This is a genomic window from Rhodococcus sp. ACS1, from assembly GCF_002300155.1.
Lineage (GTDB): Bacteria > Actinomycetota > Actinomycetes > Mycobacteriales > Mycobacteriaceae > Rhodococcus_F > Rhodococcus_F koreensis.
Genome location: NZ_NSDZ01000011.1, coordinates 46,676 through 62,899, shown reverse-complemented (window position 1 = coordinate 62,899; position 16,224 = coordinate 46,676). Strand labels below are relative to the sequence as shown.

The 16,224-nt window shown below is 69.3% G+C and carries 16 protein-coding genes; 9 read left to right on the top strand and 7 right to left on the bottom strand.

Annotated features, from left to right (window positions below):
* Nucleotides 1-4 precede the first annotated feature (4 nt).
* Complete coding sequence (locus tag CJ179_RS41720; RefSeq protein WP_095865668.1) at nt 5-1,033, top strand: phosphotransacetylase; 1,029 nt, start codon at nt 5-7, stop codon at nt 1,031-1,033.
* A 50-nt stretch (nt 1,034-1,083) separates the two neighbouring features.
* Complete coding sequence (locus CJ179_RS41715) at nt 1,084-1,815, top strand: sulfite exporter TauE/SafE family protein (RefSeq protein ID WP_072944983.1); 732 nt, start codon at nt 1,084-1,086, stop codon at nt 1,813-1,815.
* A 7-nt stretch (nt 1,816-1,822) separates the two neighbouring features.
* Here the strand turns inward: CJ179_RS41715 and CJ179_RS41710 are convergent, their stop codons facing one another.
* Nucleotides 1,823-2,728, bottom strand: a complete 906-nt coding sequence (locus CJ179_RS41710) for a LysR family transcriptional regulator (protein ID WP_072944985.1) — start codon at nt 2,726-2,728, stop codon at nt 1,823-1,825.
* A 101-nt stretch (nt 2,729-2,829) separates the two neighbouring features.
* Here CJ179_RS41710 and CJ179_RS41705 point away from each other — a divergent pair, with 101 nt between their 5' ends.
* The 3 genes from CJ179_RS41705 to CJ179_RS41695 all read left to right on the top strand — a co-directional run bounded on the left by CJ179_RS41705 (nt 2,830) and on the right by CJ179_RS41695 (nt 6,772).
* Nucleotides 2,830-3,885, top strand: a complete 1,056-nt coding sequence (locus CJ179_RS41705) for a YeiH family protein (protein WP_072944987.1) — start codon at nt 2,830-2,832, stop codon at nt 3,883-3,885.
* Nucleotides 3,886-4,082: 197 nt separating this feature from the next.
* Entirely contained in the window at nt 4,083-5,045 is a 963-nt protein-coding gene (locus CJ179_RS41700; protein ID WP_072944989.1) for an MBL fold metallo-hydrolase, read from the top strand.
* A 62-nt stretch (nt 5,046-5,107) separates the two neighbouring features.
* The gene (locus tag CJ179_RS41695) at nt 5,108-6,772 is read left to right on the top strand and encodes an FAD-dependent monooxygenase (protein WP_095865354.1); all 1,665 of its coding nucleotides are present in this window, start codon (nt 5,108-5,110) and stop codon (nt 6,770-6,772) included.
* A 95-nt stretch (nt 6,773-6,867) separates the two neighbouring features.
* Here the strand turns inward: CJ179_RS41695 and CJ179_RS41690 are convergent, their stop codons facing one another.
* The 6 genes from CJ179_RS41690 to CJ179_RS41665 all read right to left on the bottom strand — a co-directional run bounded on the left by CJ179_RS41690 (nt 6,868) and on the right by CJ179_RS41665 (nt 11,192).
* On the bottom strand, nt 6,868-7,275 hold the full coding sequence (locus tag CJ179_RS41690; protein ID WP_095865353.1) for an arsenate reductase ArsC: 408 nt from the start codon (nt 7,273-7,275) through the stop codon (nt 6,868-6,870).
* Nucleotides 7,272-8,363: an ACR3 family arsenite efflux transporter gene (gene arsB, locus CJ179_RS41685; RefSeq protein ID WP_095865352.1), complete on the bottom strand. Its 1,092-nt coding sequence runs from the start codon at nt 8,361-8,363 to the stop codon at nt 7,272-7,274. The genes CJ179_RS41690 and arsB overlap by 4 nt, the downstream gene beginning before the upstream one ends.
* Nucleotides 8,360-8,749, bottom strand: a complete 390-nt coding sequence (locus CJ179_RS41680) for a helix-turn-helix transcriptional regulator (RefSeq protein WP_095865351.1) — start codon at nt 8,747-8,749, stop codon at nt 8,360-8,362. The genes arsB and CJ179_RS41680 overlap by 4 nt, the downstream gene beginning before the upstream one ends.
* 78 nt (nt 8,750-8,827) lie before the next feature.
* Nucleotides 8,828-9,670, bottom strand: coding sequence for a class I SAM-dependent methyltransferase (locus CJ179_RS41675; protein ID WP_095865350.1), 843 nt, complete (start codon nt 9,668-9,670; stop codon nt 8,828-8,830).
* Between the two features lie 102 nt (nt 9,671-9,772).
* Nucleotides 9,773-10,303 (bottom strand): DinB family protein, encoded by a 531-nt coding sequence (locus CJ179_RS41670; protein WP_095865667.1) that lies wholly within the window; start codon nt 10,301-10,303, stop codon nt 9,773-9,775.
* Between the two features lie 25 nt (nt 10,304-10,328).
* Entirely contained in the window at nt 10,329-11,192 is an 864-nt protein-coding gene (locus CJ179_RS41665) for a metalloregulator ArsR/SmtB family transcription factor (protein WP_095865349.1), read from the bottom strand.
* 102 nt (nt 11,193-11,294) lie between these two features.
* Between CJ179_RS41665 and CJ179_RS41660 the strand changes: the two genes are divergently transcribed.
* The 4 genes from CJ179_RS41660 (at nt 11,295) to CJ179_RS41645 (ending at nt 16,127) form a co-directional block, all read left to right on the top strand.
* Complete coding sequence (locus tag CJ179_RS41660; RefSeq protein ID WP_095865666.1) at nt 11,295-12,644, top strand: NAD(P)-binding domain-containing protein; 1,350 nt, start codon at nt 11,295-11,297, stop codon at nt 12,642-12,644.
* 4 nt (nt 12,645-12,648) lie between these two features.
* Nucleotides 12,649-13,884 carry an MFS transporter gene (locus CJ179_RS41655; RefSeq protein ID WP_095865348.1) on the top strand — a complete coding sequence of 412 codons (1,236 nt, stop codon included), beginning with the start codon at nt 12,649-12,651 and terminating at the stop codon, nt 13,882-13,884.
* A 495-nt stretch (nt 13,885-14,379) separates the two neighbouring features.
* Nucleotides 14,380-15,306, top strand: a complete 927-nt coding sequence (locus CJ179_RS41650; RefSeq protein ID WP_095865347.1) for an ATP-binding cassette domain-containing protein — start codon at nt 14,380-14,382, stop codon at nt 15,304-15,306.
* Complete coding sequence (locus CJ179_RS41645; protein WP_095865346.1) at nt 15,303-16,127, top strand: ABC transporter permease; 825 nt, start codon at nt 15,303-15,305, stop codon at nt 16,125-16,127. Before CJ179_RS41650 ends, CJ179_RS41645 begins: the two co-directional genes overlap by 4 nt.
* The last annotated feature ends 97 nt before the right edge of the window (nt 16,128-16,224 follow it).

Below are 16,224 nucleotides of genomic sequence, written 5' to 3'. Positions count from 1 at the left end.
GGCCATGGCCCCGGGCGCCACCACTGCACCACCCACTGACATTGCACGACTGAATGATTCGTCTCTGATCGACCACTGGACCGCCACCCTGAGCGGCCGGAACCGGACCGTCGCGCTCGCGGACGGAGAGGACGGACGCGCGATCCGTGCGGCCCACCATCTGCACCACAAATGCGTCGTCGCCCCGCGCCTGTTCGGGCGCCGGGACGTCATCCGGCGCACCGCCGAGGCCGCGGGCATTCCGCTGGCCGAGGAACTCGTCGTCGACCTGGACGAGGCCGCCGCCGACCCCGCGATCCGCGACGCCGTCGCATCGGGATTCGCGAAATATCCCGACCGGATCGAGTCGGCGCTGTCGGACCCGGTGTGTCTCGCCGCGGCGGCGGTGCGCGCCGGGGTGGTCGATGCCGGAGTCGCGGGTGCGAGCAGGCCGACGTCCGACGTACTGCGGGCCGGACTGCGCATCGTCGGACTCGCACCGGGTTCGAGCACCCTGTCCAGTGCGATCCTGATGTTGCTGCCGGACGGCAGGCAGCTGACGTTCTCCGACTGCGCCGTCGTCCCCGACCCGACGGTCGAGGAACTGGTCGACATCGCGCTCGCCGCCAGCGCCACCCACTTCCAGCTCACCGAGCAGACCCCGATCGCGGCGATGCTGTCGTTCAGCACCCAGGGCAGCGCCAGCCATCCGCGCGTGGAGAAGGTCCGCGAGGCCGCGGAACGGGTGCGCGTCCGGGACCCGCAGTTGCACGTGGACGGAGACCTCCAGTTCGATGCCGCGCTGGTCGCCGAGATCGGCGCGTCCAAGGCGCCCGGGTCCCGGGTCGCCGGCCGCGCGAACGTCCTGGTGTTCCCGAACCTCGACGCCGGCAACATCGGGTACAAAATTGCCCAGCGGCTCGGCGGTGCAATAGCCTTGGGGCCCATCCTGCAAGGATTGGCCGCGCCGTGGAACGACCTGTCCCGCGGATGCACCGGCAGCGACATCGAATTGATGGCGCTGGTGAGCGCAGTCCAATCCCTCGCCATCTGAGCGGCGGACCAGGCACGGGACCGTGCCACCGGATCGAGAAGGGAGTCGCGATGACGATGCTCCTCGTGGGTGCCCTGTGCATCGGCATCGCCTCCGTCATCGGAGGGGCCACCGGGTTCGGGACGGCCCTGATCGCGACGCCGGTGATGCTGATGATCGGATTCGCCGTTCCCGAAGTGGTATTCGTCAATCTCGTCGCCGGGCTGATCACCCGCATCGGCGCGGCGTATCACCTGCGCGAACACATCAGCTGGGGACGAGTGGCACTGCTCGGTGGGGGCAGTCTGCCCGGCGCCTGGCTGGGTGCGGTCACCCTCGGGTTGGTGCCGGAACAGTATCTGAAGCCGGCGGCGGGAGTCGTGGTCATGCTGTGCGGGGTCGCGATGGCACTCCCGACCCGGACGCAAACCACCCGGACCCCCTCCACCACCGCACATGTCCTCACCGGCTCCGTGGGCGGCTATCTGGGCACCACGACCTCCCTCAACGGACCGCCCCCGGTGTTGTTGCTGATGCGTGCGCGGCTGCCACCGCTGGCGTTCATCGCCGATCTCGCAGGCTATTTCATCGTCGCCAACGTGATGGCGCTCGGTGTCCTGTGGTTCCACGACGAGATCACGGAGTCGATGTTCTGGCCGCGTCTCCCGATCTTCGTGACGGCGGCGGTGATCGGCAATGTCGCCGGACTGGCGATCGCCAGGCGACTGCCGCCGGGCGTGTTTCGGTCCGCCGTCATCGTGCTGGTGATCGCGGCCGGCGCGGCAACGTTCCTGCTCGGCTGAGCGCCGGTCAGTTCTCCGCCCCGACCCGGCGGACCAGGCGCACCAGTTCGCCTGCGGGACCGTCGAGCTGACGCGCGCCCCGCCACACGGCCCGCAGAACCCGGTCGAGTTCGAGGCCGTCGACGTCGATCACCTTCAGCTCCCCGGCGGCGACCTGCTCGGCGACCGCGAGGGTGCTCATCACCGCCGGTCCGACCCCGGCCAGCACGCTGGTGCGAATCGCGGCGGCGCTGCCCAGTTCGAGAAGTGGTGCCGCCCGTTCGTATTCCTGCAACGCCACGTCGAGGGTAGTCCGGGTGCCCGATCCCGGTTCCCGGACCAGGAGCGGCGTCAGCGCCAACTCGCTGACGGACAGTGCTTTTCGCCGCCGCGCCCACGGATGGGTGGGGTGAACGACGACGACCAGCCGGTCGCGCGCCACCGTGAGACTCTTCAACGGACGCGGCACCGTCGGCGACTCGACGAACCCGACGTCGCAGATCCTGTTGTTGATGCGCTCGAACACCTGAGTCGAGTTGTGCACCTGCAGATGAATGGTGACGTCGGAGTGCAACCGGCGGAACTGTCCCAGCCACCCCGGCATCAGATGTTCCGCCACCGTCATGCTGGCGCCCACCGTCAACTCGGCCGAGCGTTCCGCGCGCAGCCCCTCGGCCACATCGAGCAGCCTGCACGCATCGGACAGCACCCGGCGCGCCCAGTGCGCGATCACCGTGCCCTGTGGCGTCAGTATCGAACCCGTCGGGCTGCGCTGCAGCAGGGTCATGCCGAACTGGCGCTCGAGTTGCTTGATGGCGCGACTCGCATTCGGCTGCGCCATGCCCGCGAGTCTGGCGGCAGCGCTGAGGCTTCCGTGGTCGTCGACACCGACGAGCAACTCGAGCACCGGAAACTCCGGCCATTTGCGGGACATGCACCGAGTATATGACCCTGCCGCAAGACATATCTGATTGATATGTGTTCATGCCGAAATGACGGCTATCGCAAAGCGCCGCAGTGACGGACCGTAGGAGTATGAGCACCGAACTGAGCGAATCGAAGTCCGAGGAACAGCGCGTCGAGAGCACGGGAACGCTGCCGCGACTGCAGACCGCCACGGCGACTCTCCTCCCGGGCCTGGCGCTGTGCGCCGCCGCCACCGCCCTCGCGATGGGCATCGGCAGGTTCCTGCCGACGGTGAGCCCACTGTTGATCGCCATCGTGCTCGGCGCCGTACTGTCGAACGTCGCGCGACTGCCCGAGCGCCTCCGCCCGGGACTGCAGTTCTCCGCCAAGAAACTGCTCCGGGTCGGCATCGCCCTCCTCGGGCTGCAGTTGATGTTGAGCGACATCCTCGGACTCGGCTGGGGCGTCATCGTCGTGGTCGTCTCGATCGTCTGCCTGGGCATCGTCGGCACCATGTTCGCGGGCAAACTGCTCGGCCTCAGCTGGACGCAACGGCTGCTCATCGCCTGCGGATTCTCGATCTGCGGTGCGGCCGCGGTCGCGGCGGTGGACGGGGTCGTGGACGCCGACGAGGAAGAGGTGATCACCGCGGTCGCGCTCGTCGTCATCTTCGGCACCCTCATGATCCCCGCGATCCCCCTGCTGTCGCGGGCGCTCGGGCTCTCGGACACCGACGCCGGCCTGTGGGCGGGCGGGTCGATCCACGAGGTCGCGCAGGTCGTCGCGGCCGGCGGAGCGATCGGCGGTGCCGCCCTCGGCGTCGCCGCGGTGGTCAAGCTGGCCCGCGTCCTCATGCTCGCACCGGTCATGGCCGTGCTCAGCGTGCGGCAGCGCTCCCTCGCCGGTAACGACGCCGACGTGAAGCGCCCGCCGCTCGTCCCGCTGTTCGTCGTCGCGTTCCTCGCCTGCGTCGGCCTCCGGTCGTCCGGCCTGCTGCCCGCGGGTCTGCTCGCCGACGCCAAGATCCTGCAGACCGCGCTCCTCACCGCCGCGATGTTCGCCCTCGGCGCCGGCGTCCAGATCGCCACCATCAAGAAGGTCGGCGCCCGCCCCTTCGTCCTCGCCACGATCTCCACCGTCTGGGTGGCCTCGATCGCGCTGGTGGGCGTGCTGCTCGCGGGGTGAGCACGTCCCCACCGCCTCCCCTTCCGCGACGAACGGGACGCTCGTTGCGTCAGATGCAACGAGCGTCCCGTTCGTCGCGGCGGGTTGGGGTAGGGCGGAGAAATCCCGGACAAATTTTGATCAAGGCTTTCATTATTTTGTGAGCCGGGTTACTGTGGTCACCATCAATCAAACCTTTGATTAGTTAGGTGCATCGCATGAGCCCGACAAGCTTCGCGTCCTCGGCCGACCTCGGCGAGAAGGAACAGACCCTGGAAGTTCTCGCCGAAGGCGTGTACGCGCTGACCGCCGAGGGTGATCCCAACATCGGCGCCATCGAGGGCGAGGACTTCGTCGTCTGCTTCGAGGCGCTCGCCACCCCCGTGGCCGCTCAGGACTGGCTGCGCAAGCTGCGCGAGCACACCGACAAGCCCGTCCGCTACCTGGTGCTCTCGCATTACCACGCCGTCCGCGTGCTCGGTGCGTCCGCGTTCGACGCCGAGACCATCGTGTCGCACGAGACCACCCGCGCCCTCATCGAGGAGCGTGGAAAGGAAGACTGGGCAAGCGAATTCGGTCGGATGCCGCGCCTCGCGAAGGCCGCCGACTCGGTGCCCGGACTGACGTGGCCCACCCTGACGTTCGCCGACAAGCTGACCATCGACCTCGGCGGCGGGCGTGGCGACCTGGTGCTCCAGCACTTCGGCCGCGGGCACACCGAAGGTGACATCACCGCGTGGCTGCCGAAGCAGAAGATCCTCTTCGCCGGCGACCTCGTGGAGGCGCAGGCCGCGCTCTACACCGGCGACGCCTTCCACCGCGACTGGTCGACCGGCACCCTCGACCGGATCAAGGCGCTGGGCGCCGAGGTCCTGATCGGTGGACGCGGCGCCGTCTCCCACGGCCGGGAGGCCGTCGACGCCGCGATCGAGCAGACCCGCCACTTCATCGAGGTCATGCTCGCCGAGGTCGGTGCGGTGCAGCAGCGCGGCGGCACCCTGAAGGAGGCGTTCGAAGCCACCCACGCCGCACTGAACGAGAAGTACGGGCACTGGCCGATCTTCGAGCACTGCCTCCCGTTCGACGTCTCCCGCGTGTGGGACGAACTCTCCGGCATCGAACGCCCCGTCATCTGGACCGCCGAGCGTGACCGCGAGGTCTGGGACCAGTTGCAGGGCTGAAATCCGTCACCGTTTCACAGGGCTGACATCCGTCACTGTTTCACACTGACAAGGCGAGGATCATGGGAAGACGACACACCCGCGGCGGCACCGTCACCGTCGTCGGCAACGGCCCGGTGGGGCAGACGACGGCGCTGCTGCTGGCCCGGTGGGGCATACCGGTCACGCTGCTCGACGCCCGGGCCGAACGCGATCCGATCGGATCGAAGGCCATCTGCCAGCAGCGGGACGTCCTCGAGGTGTGGGACGCGATCGGCGTCGGCCGTCAGCTGGCCGACGAGGGCGTGACGTGGGGGTGCGCCCGCACGTTCCACCGCGACCACGAACTGTTCGCGCAGACGTTCGTCGACCGCGGCATCTCGTCGTTCCCGCCGTTCGTCAACATCTCGCAGGCCCGCACGGAGGAACTGCTCGACGAGCGGATCGCGGCCACACCGTCGATCGACGTCCGGTGGGGACACGAGGCCACGTCGGTCGACCAGGACGAGACCGGCGTGACCATCACATGCCGCACCGACGACGGTGACCGGGTGGTCGAGTCCGACTACGCCGTGGTCGCGGTGGGGTCGCGGGGCAGCGCGATCCGGCAGCAGCTGGGGGTCACGTTCGACGGCCGCTCGTTCGACGACAAGTTCCTCATCTGCGACATCGCCGCCGACATCCCCGGCTGGGCCGACGAGCGCCGCTTCTACTTCGACCCCGAGTGGAACCCGGGCAGGCAGGTGCTCATCCACCCCTGCCCCGATTCCACGTTCCGCATCGACTGGCAGGTGCCCGGCGACTACGACCTCGAGGCCGAGGAACGGTCGGGGGCGCTGGACGAGCGGATCCGGAAGATCATCGGCGACACCGACTACCGCATCGTGTGGAAATCGGTGTACCGCTTCCACTCCCGGGTCGCGAACCGGATGCGCGTCGACCGGGTGCTGCTCGCCGGCGACGCCGCGCACATCGTGTCCCCGTTCGGCGCCCGCGGTCTGAATTCGGGTGTTGCCGACGCCGAGAATGCCGCCTGGAAGCTGGCGTTCGTCCTGCGCGGCTGGGCGGACGAGTCGCTGCTCGAGACGTATCACACCGAGCGGCACGCGGCGGCGGTCGAGAACATCGCCGTTACGACGGCGACGATGGACTTCCTCGTCCCGCAGTCGGACGAGCAGCACCGGCACCGCCGCGACGTGCTCACTGCGGCGGTCACCGACACGCAGGCGCGCGCGCTCGTCGACAGCGGCCGCCTCGCCGAACCGTTCTGGTACGTCGAATCACCCTTGACGACAATAGATCCGGGACGGGTCTTCGCCGGGCGCCCGGATCGTGGATGCACTCCCCCCGCCGCGCCGGGAATCCTCGTGCCCGACACCCCGGTAATGCTGCGCGACGGTGGCGGCACCCGGCTCCGCGACATCGCCCGGAACGGCATTCTCCTGCTGCTCGGTGACGGCGTGGACGCCGACGAGATGCGCACGGCGGCCCTCGGCGCGGTGCACACACCGATCCGTCTGGTCCGGCTGTCGGAGATCGACACCACCGGTGTCCTCACCGCCGCGCTGGACGCGAAACCCGGTGAGGTGTGGGTCATCCGCCCCGACGCCTACGTCGCGGCGGTCACCGACACGGTCGACCGGCTGGTGTCCGCGCTGCACAGGATCGCCGAACCCGTCGTCGACGTGATCAGTGCCGGCTCAGCTGTTCCGGATTCAGATCGAGTGTTCGCAACAGCTGCGCGTTGAGTGCGACGGCCGCACCGACCATGTCCTCGACTCGGGCGTCGTAGAGGGGCGTCATTCCTCTCGCCAGTGGGGAGAGCGCAGGCGGATACTTCCCGTCAAGGCGCGATGGGGACGAGTTCGGCGATCAGGGCTTCGACCCGCGCCTTGATCTCGTCGCGGATCGGCCGTACGGCGTCGACGCCCTTGCCTGCCGGGTCGTCGAGCGCCCAGTCCCGGTAGCTGACTCCGGGGAAGACGGGGCAGGTGTCGCCGCAGCCCATGGTGATGACGACGTCGGAACTTTCGACGGTGTCGGGTGTGAGGATTTTCGGGGACTGGCCGGAGATGTCGATGCCGAGTTCGGCCATTGCCGCGACGGCGGCCGGGTTGATGGTCTTGGCCGGGGCGCTCCCGGCGGAGCGGACCTCGATCCGGTCGCCGGCGAGGTGGGTGAGGAATCCGGCGGCCATCTGGGAGCGGCCGGCGTTGTGGACGCAGACGAACAACACGCTGGGGGTGGTCATCGGAGCGAGCCTTCCGTGGCGGAGGTGTGGAACCGGGAGCGCAGTGCGAGGGAGACGTAGACCAGGCCGACGAGGACGGGGACCTCGATCAGCGGTCCGACGACACCGGCGAGGGCCTGTCCGGAGGTGGCGCCGTAGGTGGCGATGGCGACGGCGATGGCGAGTTCGAAGTTGTTGCCGGCGGCGGTGAACGCCAGGGTGGTGGTGCGTTCGTAGCCCAGGCCCATGACGGCGCCGAGGGTGTAGCCGCCGCCCCACATGATCGCGAAGTACGCCAGCAAGGGAATGGCGATCCGGACGACGTCCCAGGGCCGGGAGGTGATCTGCTCGCCTTGGAGGGCGAAGAGGATCACGATGGTGAACAGCAGGCCGTAGAGCGCCCACGGCCCGATGCGGGGAAGGAATGTCGACTCGTACCATTCGCGGCCCTTGGCCTTTTCCCCGAACCGGCGGGTGAGGTAGCCGGCGAGCAGGGGGATGCCGAGGAAGATCAGCACCGACTTCGCGATCTGCCACGGCGAGGTGTCGATGGTGGTCTGCTCGAGGCCGAGCCAGCCGGGCAGCACGGACAGGTAGAACCAGCCGAGGACGGCGAACATGACCACCTGAAACACCGAGTTGATCGCTACCAGGACGGCGGCGGCCTCTCGATCACCGCAGGCCAGGTCGTTCCAGATGATCACCATCGCGATGCAGCGGGCCAGGCCGACGATGATCAGGCCGGTGCGGTATTCCGGCAGGTCCGGCAGCAGCAACCAGGCGAGGGCGAACATCAGCGCCGGGCCGAGGACCCAGTTCAGCACCAACGAACCGATGAGGAGTTTGCGGTCACCGGTGACGGTGTCGAGTCGGTCGTAGCGGACCTTCGCGAGCACCGGGTACATCATGATCAGCAGGCCGAGGGCGATCGGCAGCGAGATGCCGTCGATCTCGACCGCGGACATCGCGTCGCCGAGGCCGGGGATCATCCGGCCGAGCAGCAGACCCGCGACCATGGCGATGCCGATCCACACCGGCAGGAACCGGTCGAGGGTGGAGAGTTTGCCGACGACGGCCGGGTGCTGGTGTGCGGTGGTGGCCTCGCTCACGCCGGCACCTCCGTGGTGGTGCAGGCCTCGGACGGGACGACCGGTCCGCCCTCGGTGAGCAGTACCGCCGAGAGTTGCTGCAGGGCCGAGGGGATCACCCAGTAGTAGACCCAGGTGCCGCGGCGTTCGCAATCCAGCAGTCCGGCCGAGCGCAGCACCTTCAGGTGGTGGGAGATCGTCGGCTGCGACAGGTCGAACGTTTCGGAAATGTCGCAGACGCACGCCTCACCCCCGGCGTGGGAGGCGATCAGCGACAGTAGGCGCAACCTGACCGGATCACCGAGGGCCTTGAACATCCGGGCCAGATCGCCGGCCCAGTCCTCGGTCAACGGTTCGCGTACCAGCGGTGAGCAACAGGCACCGCTCTCCGAATTTTGATTCGACATACGTCGATATTGACAGGTGTCGAATCAGGGGGCAACCCAACAGGCGATGCGCTGCCGGTGACCGAGGGCCGATGCGGGCTACCGCTTGCGCGCGGTGACGAGCAGGTACTCGGCGTCGTAGTGTGTCCGACCGGGCGCATCGGCCCGATTCCACGCGGTGAGGAATTGCAGGAAGTCCCGCTCGAGGTTCGCGATCCGATCCGGATCCGCGGCATTGTGGCGGTACACGGCGATCGTCGGGCCGTAGTTGCGTTTCCAGAACTCCCGGAACTCGGTCGGGTCTGCGAAGCGGTCGATCGCGAGCGACTGGCGGTGCGCGTCGAGCGCGGTCACCCGGTCGCCGAACAGGTCGCGGACGTGTTGCTCGTCGCCCCACAACGGCGGCGGGGTCGCACCGCGCGGCGGGGGCGGTGCGTAGGGTGCCATGGTCTTGAACAGGTTGCCGATCAGACCCTGCGGTGTCCAGTTGATCATCGCGATGGTGCCGCCGGGTCGGCAGACGCGCAGCATCTCGTCGGCGGTCTGCTGATGGTGCGGCGCGAACATGGCCCCGACGACCGAGATGACCGCGTCGAAGCTGTCGTCGCCGAACGCCAATGCCTCGGCGTCGGCCTCGACCCAGTCCAGCTCGACGCCGCGCTGGGCGGCGATCGCTCGCCCTGCGTCGAACAGTTCCGGCGTCAGGTCCGACGCGACGACGGTGGCGCCGCGCGCGGCGGCCGGGATCGCGGCGTTGCCGCTACCGGCGGCGACGTCGAGCACCCGCTGGCCGGCGCGGATATCGGCTGCCTCCACGAGCACCTCGCCGAGGGTCGGAATCAGTTCGGCGGCGACGGTCGGGTAGTCGCCGGAGGCCCACAACGCCCGGTGCTTGGCTTTGAGCGCGCGGTCGGTGCCTGTATCGGTGGGAATGGTGGTCATGTCGTGTCCTCGTCCTCGATGGTGGGTGCCGGGATGTCGGCATACCAATAGACGACGGCCGGCCCGGAAGGACGCACGCGAGCTGATTTTCGGCGGAATGCGTCAGCCGAGAGTGAGCTGGGCGCGGTGGAAGTCGAAGTGCTTGCCCGGGTATCGGTAGACCTGCTCGAGGGTCATGGTCTCGGTGAAGAACGGATCCCAGCGCACCGGGAACGTCATGCTGCGCCGTAGGTTCGTCTCGGATTCCCGGGTGAGGGAGCGTTGCAGCTTCGCGATGACGCGGTCGCAGTGGCGGCCCATCCGCCTTTGGTTGAAGACGGTGGCCGCCGCGCACGAGCCGAAATAGTTGATCTGGTGGAACACCGGTGTCGCGGCGTTCAGGGCGCGGGCGAACCCTCGGCCGACCGGGTCGGGCAGCCGGGAGAATACCCGGACCAGGATCAGCAGCCGCCGGACGACCATGTAGCCGAACACCATGTGGAACAGCAGCTGCTCGTTGGTCCAGCGGGTGCCGGACGAGCGCCGAGCGAGCTGCTCGGTACTCGCGCCGTCGACCAACTCGTGCAACGCGACCCGGGCCCGCTCCAGATCGGCGGCGATCGCGGCCCGATCAACCGGTGGCGGCTCGGACATCATGTGCCCCAACTGTTTCGAGAGGTTATCCGGCGACAGGAGAACGGCGTTCGAGGAAGACGGTGTCCCGCCAGATCCCGTCGAGCTGGGCGATGCGTTCACGGACTCCGAGGGTGCGGAACCCGGCGGAGTGGTGCAGGGCGATGGAGGCCCGATTCTCCGGGAAGATCGAGGTCTGCAGCGTCCACAACCCGGCCTCGTCCGCGGCGATCACCTGGGTACGCAGCAGTGCCTTTCCGACGCCTCGCCCGCGCATGCCGTCGGCGACGTAGGCGGAGTTCTCGGCCACCCCGGCGTAGCAGTCCCGTCCGGAGGTCGGGGACAGCGCGGCCCAGCCGACCACAATGTCGTCGATCTCGGCGACCCACCGATGCCCCGGCAGCCACTGCGCGTCCAGAGCGGTCTGGAGGGGGACCTCGGTGGTGAAGGTGGCAGTGCGGGTGGCGATGCCCTCGCCGTAGATCCGGCGCACCGCGTCCCAATCCTGCTCGGCCATGGGGCGGACGGTGACGTCGTCGGGCAGGTCGTCCGGGCAGCACGGACGCGGGGTCAGCACCCCCATCACCGCGTCCGCGGCGTGCGGCAACCCGGTGCAGCACGCCGGGTTGACCATGACGACGGTGCTGGTGCTCCGCTTGTGCACGGAGACGAAACCGACGTCGGCGAGCTTGCGGACGTGGTGCGAGACGGTCGGCTGCCCGATCCCCAGGGCCTCCGCGAGCTCGCCCACGGTGATCCCGGCCGGACGGGAGGCGACCTGATGCAGCAGCCGCACCCGGGTCGGATCGGCCAGGCAGGCGAACCACCCGGCGTAGGTGGCCGCGTCCTCCGGCGCCAACGCATCCACTTCGCCGGGGGTGTGGACGGTGGGCATGTCCAGGGAAGTCATGCCCTTCACTATATCGATATCCATCGATGGTTGCATTCATCGATGCACATCGATACTCTCCGATTGCAGAAGATCGATGAACGTCGATGGAAGGATCTCGAGATGAACACCATGCCCGTAGTCGTCGTAGGCGCCGGACCGATCGGACTCGCCGCCGCCGTCCAGCTGCGTGAACGCGGCCTGACCCCGGTGGTCTTCGAACGCGGTGACAGCGCCGGTGCCGCGATCGCCGAGTGGAACCACGTGCGGCTGTTCTCCCGGTGGGGGGAGCTGATCGACCCGGCCGCCCGCCGCCTCCTCGAGACCACCGACTGGACGGCCCCGGACGACGAGGCGTATCCGACCGGCCAGGACTGGACCCAGGACTACCTGGTCCCGCTGGCCGCCGCACTCGGCGACATCGTGAAACTGGGCACCGAGGTGGTCGGCGTGGCCCGTCGCGGGCGGGACCGGGTCGTCGACGCCGGCCGCGACACCGAACCGTTGTCGGTGCACCTGCGCCGTGCCGACGGCACCGAGGACCGCATTCTTGCGCGGGCCGTGATCGACGCCTCCGGCACCTGGACCACCCCCAACCCGCTCGGCGGTGAGGGCCTGCCCGCGCTCGGCGAGAAAGCAGCGGCCGACGTCCTCGAATACCGGGTCCCGAACGTCGACGACCCCGAGGTGCGCGCCCGGTACGCGGGCAAGCACATCGTGATCGCCGGCAGTGGGCACTCCGCTCTGACCGCGATCGTCGCCCTGGCCAATCTCGAGAAGCGGGCGCCGGGCACCCGGATCAGCTGGGTGCTGCGCCGCGGCGATGTCGGGGCCACCTTCGGCGGCGGCGAGGACGACCAGCTGCCCGCCCGCGGCGCCCTCGGCCTGCGCGCCAAGACGGCCGTCGACGACGGGCTGCTGACGGTGGTTCCCGGGTTCCGCACCGCCACCATCGAACCCGACGGTGCGGACGGTCGGGTGGTGTTGGTGTCGGACACCGGAGCCCGAATCGAGGACGTGGATCGGGTAGTGGTGCTGACCGGGTTCCGGCCCGATCTGTCCTGGCTCTCGGAGATCCGCCTGGGGCTGGATCCGGTGCTGCAGGCCCCCACCGAGTTGGCGCCGCTGATCGACCCGAACGTGCATTCCTGCGGCACCGTCTACCCGCACGGGGTCGCCGAGCTGTCGCATCCGGAGCCAAATGTGTTCCTGGTCGGGATGAAAAGCTACGGGCGGGCGCCGACGTTCCTGGCGATGACCGGGTACGAGCAGGTCCGCAGCATCGCCGCCGCCCTGGCCGGGGACCACGAGGCCGCCGCCCGGGTCGAGCTGACCCTGCCGGAGACCGGAGTCTGCGGCGGCGCCGGGGTGTTCGACGACCCCGACACACCCGCGGCAGCGGAAGACTCCGTGGGGTGCTGCGCCGCCCCGGACCCGCAGCTGATCACCCTGTCCACCCGCGCGGGCGGATAACCCGGTGACCGGCACCCGGACCCTGCCGCAGACCGCGTCCCTCGACGAGACCGGTCTGCGGCGGGTGCTGGCGGTACTGTGCCTGACCGAGATCACCAGCTGGGGCATCCCCTACTACGCGTTCCCGGTGCTGTCGGTGTCCATTTCGGCGGACACCGGGTGGTCGCTGCCGGTGCTCACCGCCGCCTTCTCCCTCTCCCAACTCGCCGCAGCACTCACGGGCATCCCGGTGGGACGGATCATCGACCGCATCGGGCCGCGGGCGGTGATGACCGCCGGCTCCGTCCTGGCCGTCCCGTCCCTGCTGGTGGTCGCGGCCGCACCGAACCTGCCGGTGTTCTACGCCGGGTGGCTCGCCGCCGGGGTCGCGATGGGCGCGGTGCTGTATCCGCCCGCGTTCGCGGCTCTGACCCGCTGGTACGGCGACAACTACGTCAAAGCCCTGATGATCCTCACCCTCGCCGCCGGGTTGGCCAGCACCGTCTTCGCCCCGCTGACCGCCGCGCTGGTCAACCGGTACGACTGGCGAGCAACGTATCTCGTCCTCGCCGCGATCCTGGCGATCCTCACCGTGCCCGGGCACCTGCTGGGGCTGCGGGGGCGGTGGCCGCACCCACCTGCCCCGACCGGGAACCATCCGGTCGATCACCGCGACGCCTCCCGCAGCCCGGCGTTCCTCGCCCTCGTCGTCGCGCTCAGTCTCGGGGCGTTCGCCGCGTTCGCCGGGGTGTTCAACCTGGTGCCGCTGCTGATCGAGCAGGGCTTCTCCCCGGCGCTGGCCGCCCTGACGCTCGGACTCGGGGGTGCGGGGCAGGTTCTCGGCCGCCTCGGCTACCTGCCGATCGCCGCCCGGACCACCGCCCGCACCCGCATCGTGGTGATCCTCGCCGCCACCGCCGCGAGCACCGCGTTGCTCGGGATCGTGACCTCTGTGGTCGCGCTGATTGCTGTCGCCATCGGCGCGGGGCTGGTCCGCGGGATCTTCACCCTCATACAGGCCACCGCGATCACCGACCGGTGGGGCGCCACCCACTACGGGCGCCTGAACGGGCTGATGTCCGCGCCGGTCGTCATCGTCATGGCCCTCGCCCCCTGGGCCGGGACCGCCCTGTCGGCGTGGACGGGCAGCTCCGCCCACGCCTACCTCATCCTCGCCGCCGCCGCGGTGCTCGCCGCCATTGTGGCGACCGCGAGCATGCCCGGCGACAGCGAGAGGCGCAAGGTGACAGAGGGGCGGTAAGCCCGCAGCGCGGGTTGCCCAACTGATCCGAGCAGCGACCTGGCTACTCGCCGTGATCTGTGGCTGGGGCGGTGTTGCTGGGGCCCTGACTGTGGTCGGCCAGGGTCGGGCGTGCCGCTGCGGGGAGATCGCTCCACCAGTTACGCGCTTCGCGCGGGCGGTGGTCCTATGCCACCGGCCCCGCCTGCCTTTTCGTTTGTACGCCTCGGGAGTGAGGTCTGTCGCCCCCAGCGGGCCGGGTAGCGGCCTGTGCAACTCGACTCCCGAGCGCGTTGGATGCAGCTGAAGCCCGCTGGAGGCCCGCTCGCCCGTGGTCGATCGAACTGATTCGGCGGCGGGTGCGTCCCTCTCGCGGGTGGTTCGTCTGAGGAGGTAACTCCCATCCACATCGGGTGGGAGCACGCCCTTCTTCGAGAGGAATCCTCCGATGACCACCCACCCGTTCTCTCCCCCCGGAACCGGCCACGCGGCCGGCGACCACGGCGGGGGTGTGAAATGACCGCCCCCGCCGTCCTCGTCGAGGACCTGCACGTCGCCTACGGCAAAACCTGGGCCCTCGACGGCGTCGACCTGGAAGCAGCCGCCGGGGCCACACTCGGGGTCCTCGGCCACAACGGTGCCGGCAAGACCACCCTGATCCGCACCTTGACCACCCTGGTGCGCCCGACCGTCGGCCGCGTGCAGATCGAGAACTTGGACGTGGTCGCCGACGCCGATCGGGTACGCCGCCGGATCGGGGTGACCGGCCAATACGCCGGACTCGACGAATTCCTCACCGCCCGGGAGAACCTGGAGCTGATCGGCCGCCTGACCGGGCTGCGCCGCACCGCCCGCGCCCGGGCCGACGCGCTGATCGACCGGCTCGGGCTGCACGAATACGCGTCGCGGCGGGTTGGGGAACTCTCCGGGGGCTCGCGCCGCCGGGTCGATGTGGCCGCCAGCCTCGTCGGGTCCCCGTCGGTGCTGTTCCTGGACGAGCCGACCACCGGCCTGGACCCGATCGCCCGCGCCGGACTGTGGGACGTCGTGGACGAGCTCACCACTGCGGGCACCACCGTGGTGCTCACGACCCAGTACCTCGAGGAGGCCGACCGGCTCGCCGACCACATCGTGGTCCTGCGCCGGGGGCGGGTCGCCGCCCGTGGCACCCCCGCCGAACTGAAACGGATCGTCGGCGGCAAGGTCCTGACCGCCACCGTCCCCACCCACCAACTGGGAAGTCTGCCGTTCATCCCGGACACGGACCGGGTCGACGGCGACCGGGTTCGGGTGTCGGTCACCGTCGACGACGCCCCCGCCGCGACCGCCCTGGTCGCCGGCCTGCACCGCGGAGGCATCGAGGTCACCGACCTGGACGTGACCTCCCCGAGCCTCGACGACGTCTTCACCCACCTCGCCCACACCCCCGGAGCACACCGATGACCACCATCCGCACCACCACAGTCACCGCCTTGGTCGGGCGCCCCACGGCCTTGGACCAGCTCGCCGCCCTGACCGTCCGGAACCTGCGCACCAGTGCCCGGGTTCCGCAATTGCTGATGTTCTCGCTGACCATGCCGATGGCGATGCTGGTGCTGTTCAGCCAGGTCTTCCGCAGTGTCGCGGCTGGCCCGGGCTTCCCGGCCGGGGTCAGCTACATCGTTTTCCTCACCCCGGCGATGCTCGCCGTCTCCACAGTGATGGCCGGCACCAACGCCGGAGTGTCCGCTGCGATCGATCACACCAACGGCCTGCATGACCGCTTCGCGGCCCTGCCGATGCGCGCAGGCCTACCCGGTATCGCTCGCACCATCAATGAGGCCGTGTTCACACTCGCCCGGGCTGCGTTGCTCGGGATCGCCGCCGTGGCTTTGGGTTTCGAGTTCCACGGCAGTGCCGTCGATGCCGTCGCCGCGGTCGTGGTGCTGGTGGTGTTGGCGGGGGCGATGAGCGCGTTGTTCGGACTGATCGGGGATCGGCTGCGGCGCCCGGACGTGGTCCAGTTCGCCGGGATGATGGTGATGATGCCGCTGATGTTCGTCTCGAGTGCGTTCGCGCCGATCGAGACCATGCCCGGTTGGATGCAGGCAATGGCCACGGTGAATCCGGTCGCACATGCCACCGACGCCCTGCGCGGACACGTCCTCGGCACCGCCACCGCGGGGGACACTCTCACCGCCCTGATTGCGGCGATCGGGTTGTGGGCGCTGGTGACCGCCGTTCCGGTTCTCACCCGCGTGGTTCGGTTGGCACGCGGCCGCTGATTGAACGGAGGACACACCCGCCCTGTCCTTCCACCAAGAGACGGGGCGGGTTCTTCGTGTGTGCTGCCCGTCCCGGAGCCGTGGCACTCTTCTGGCC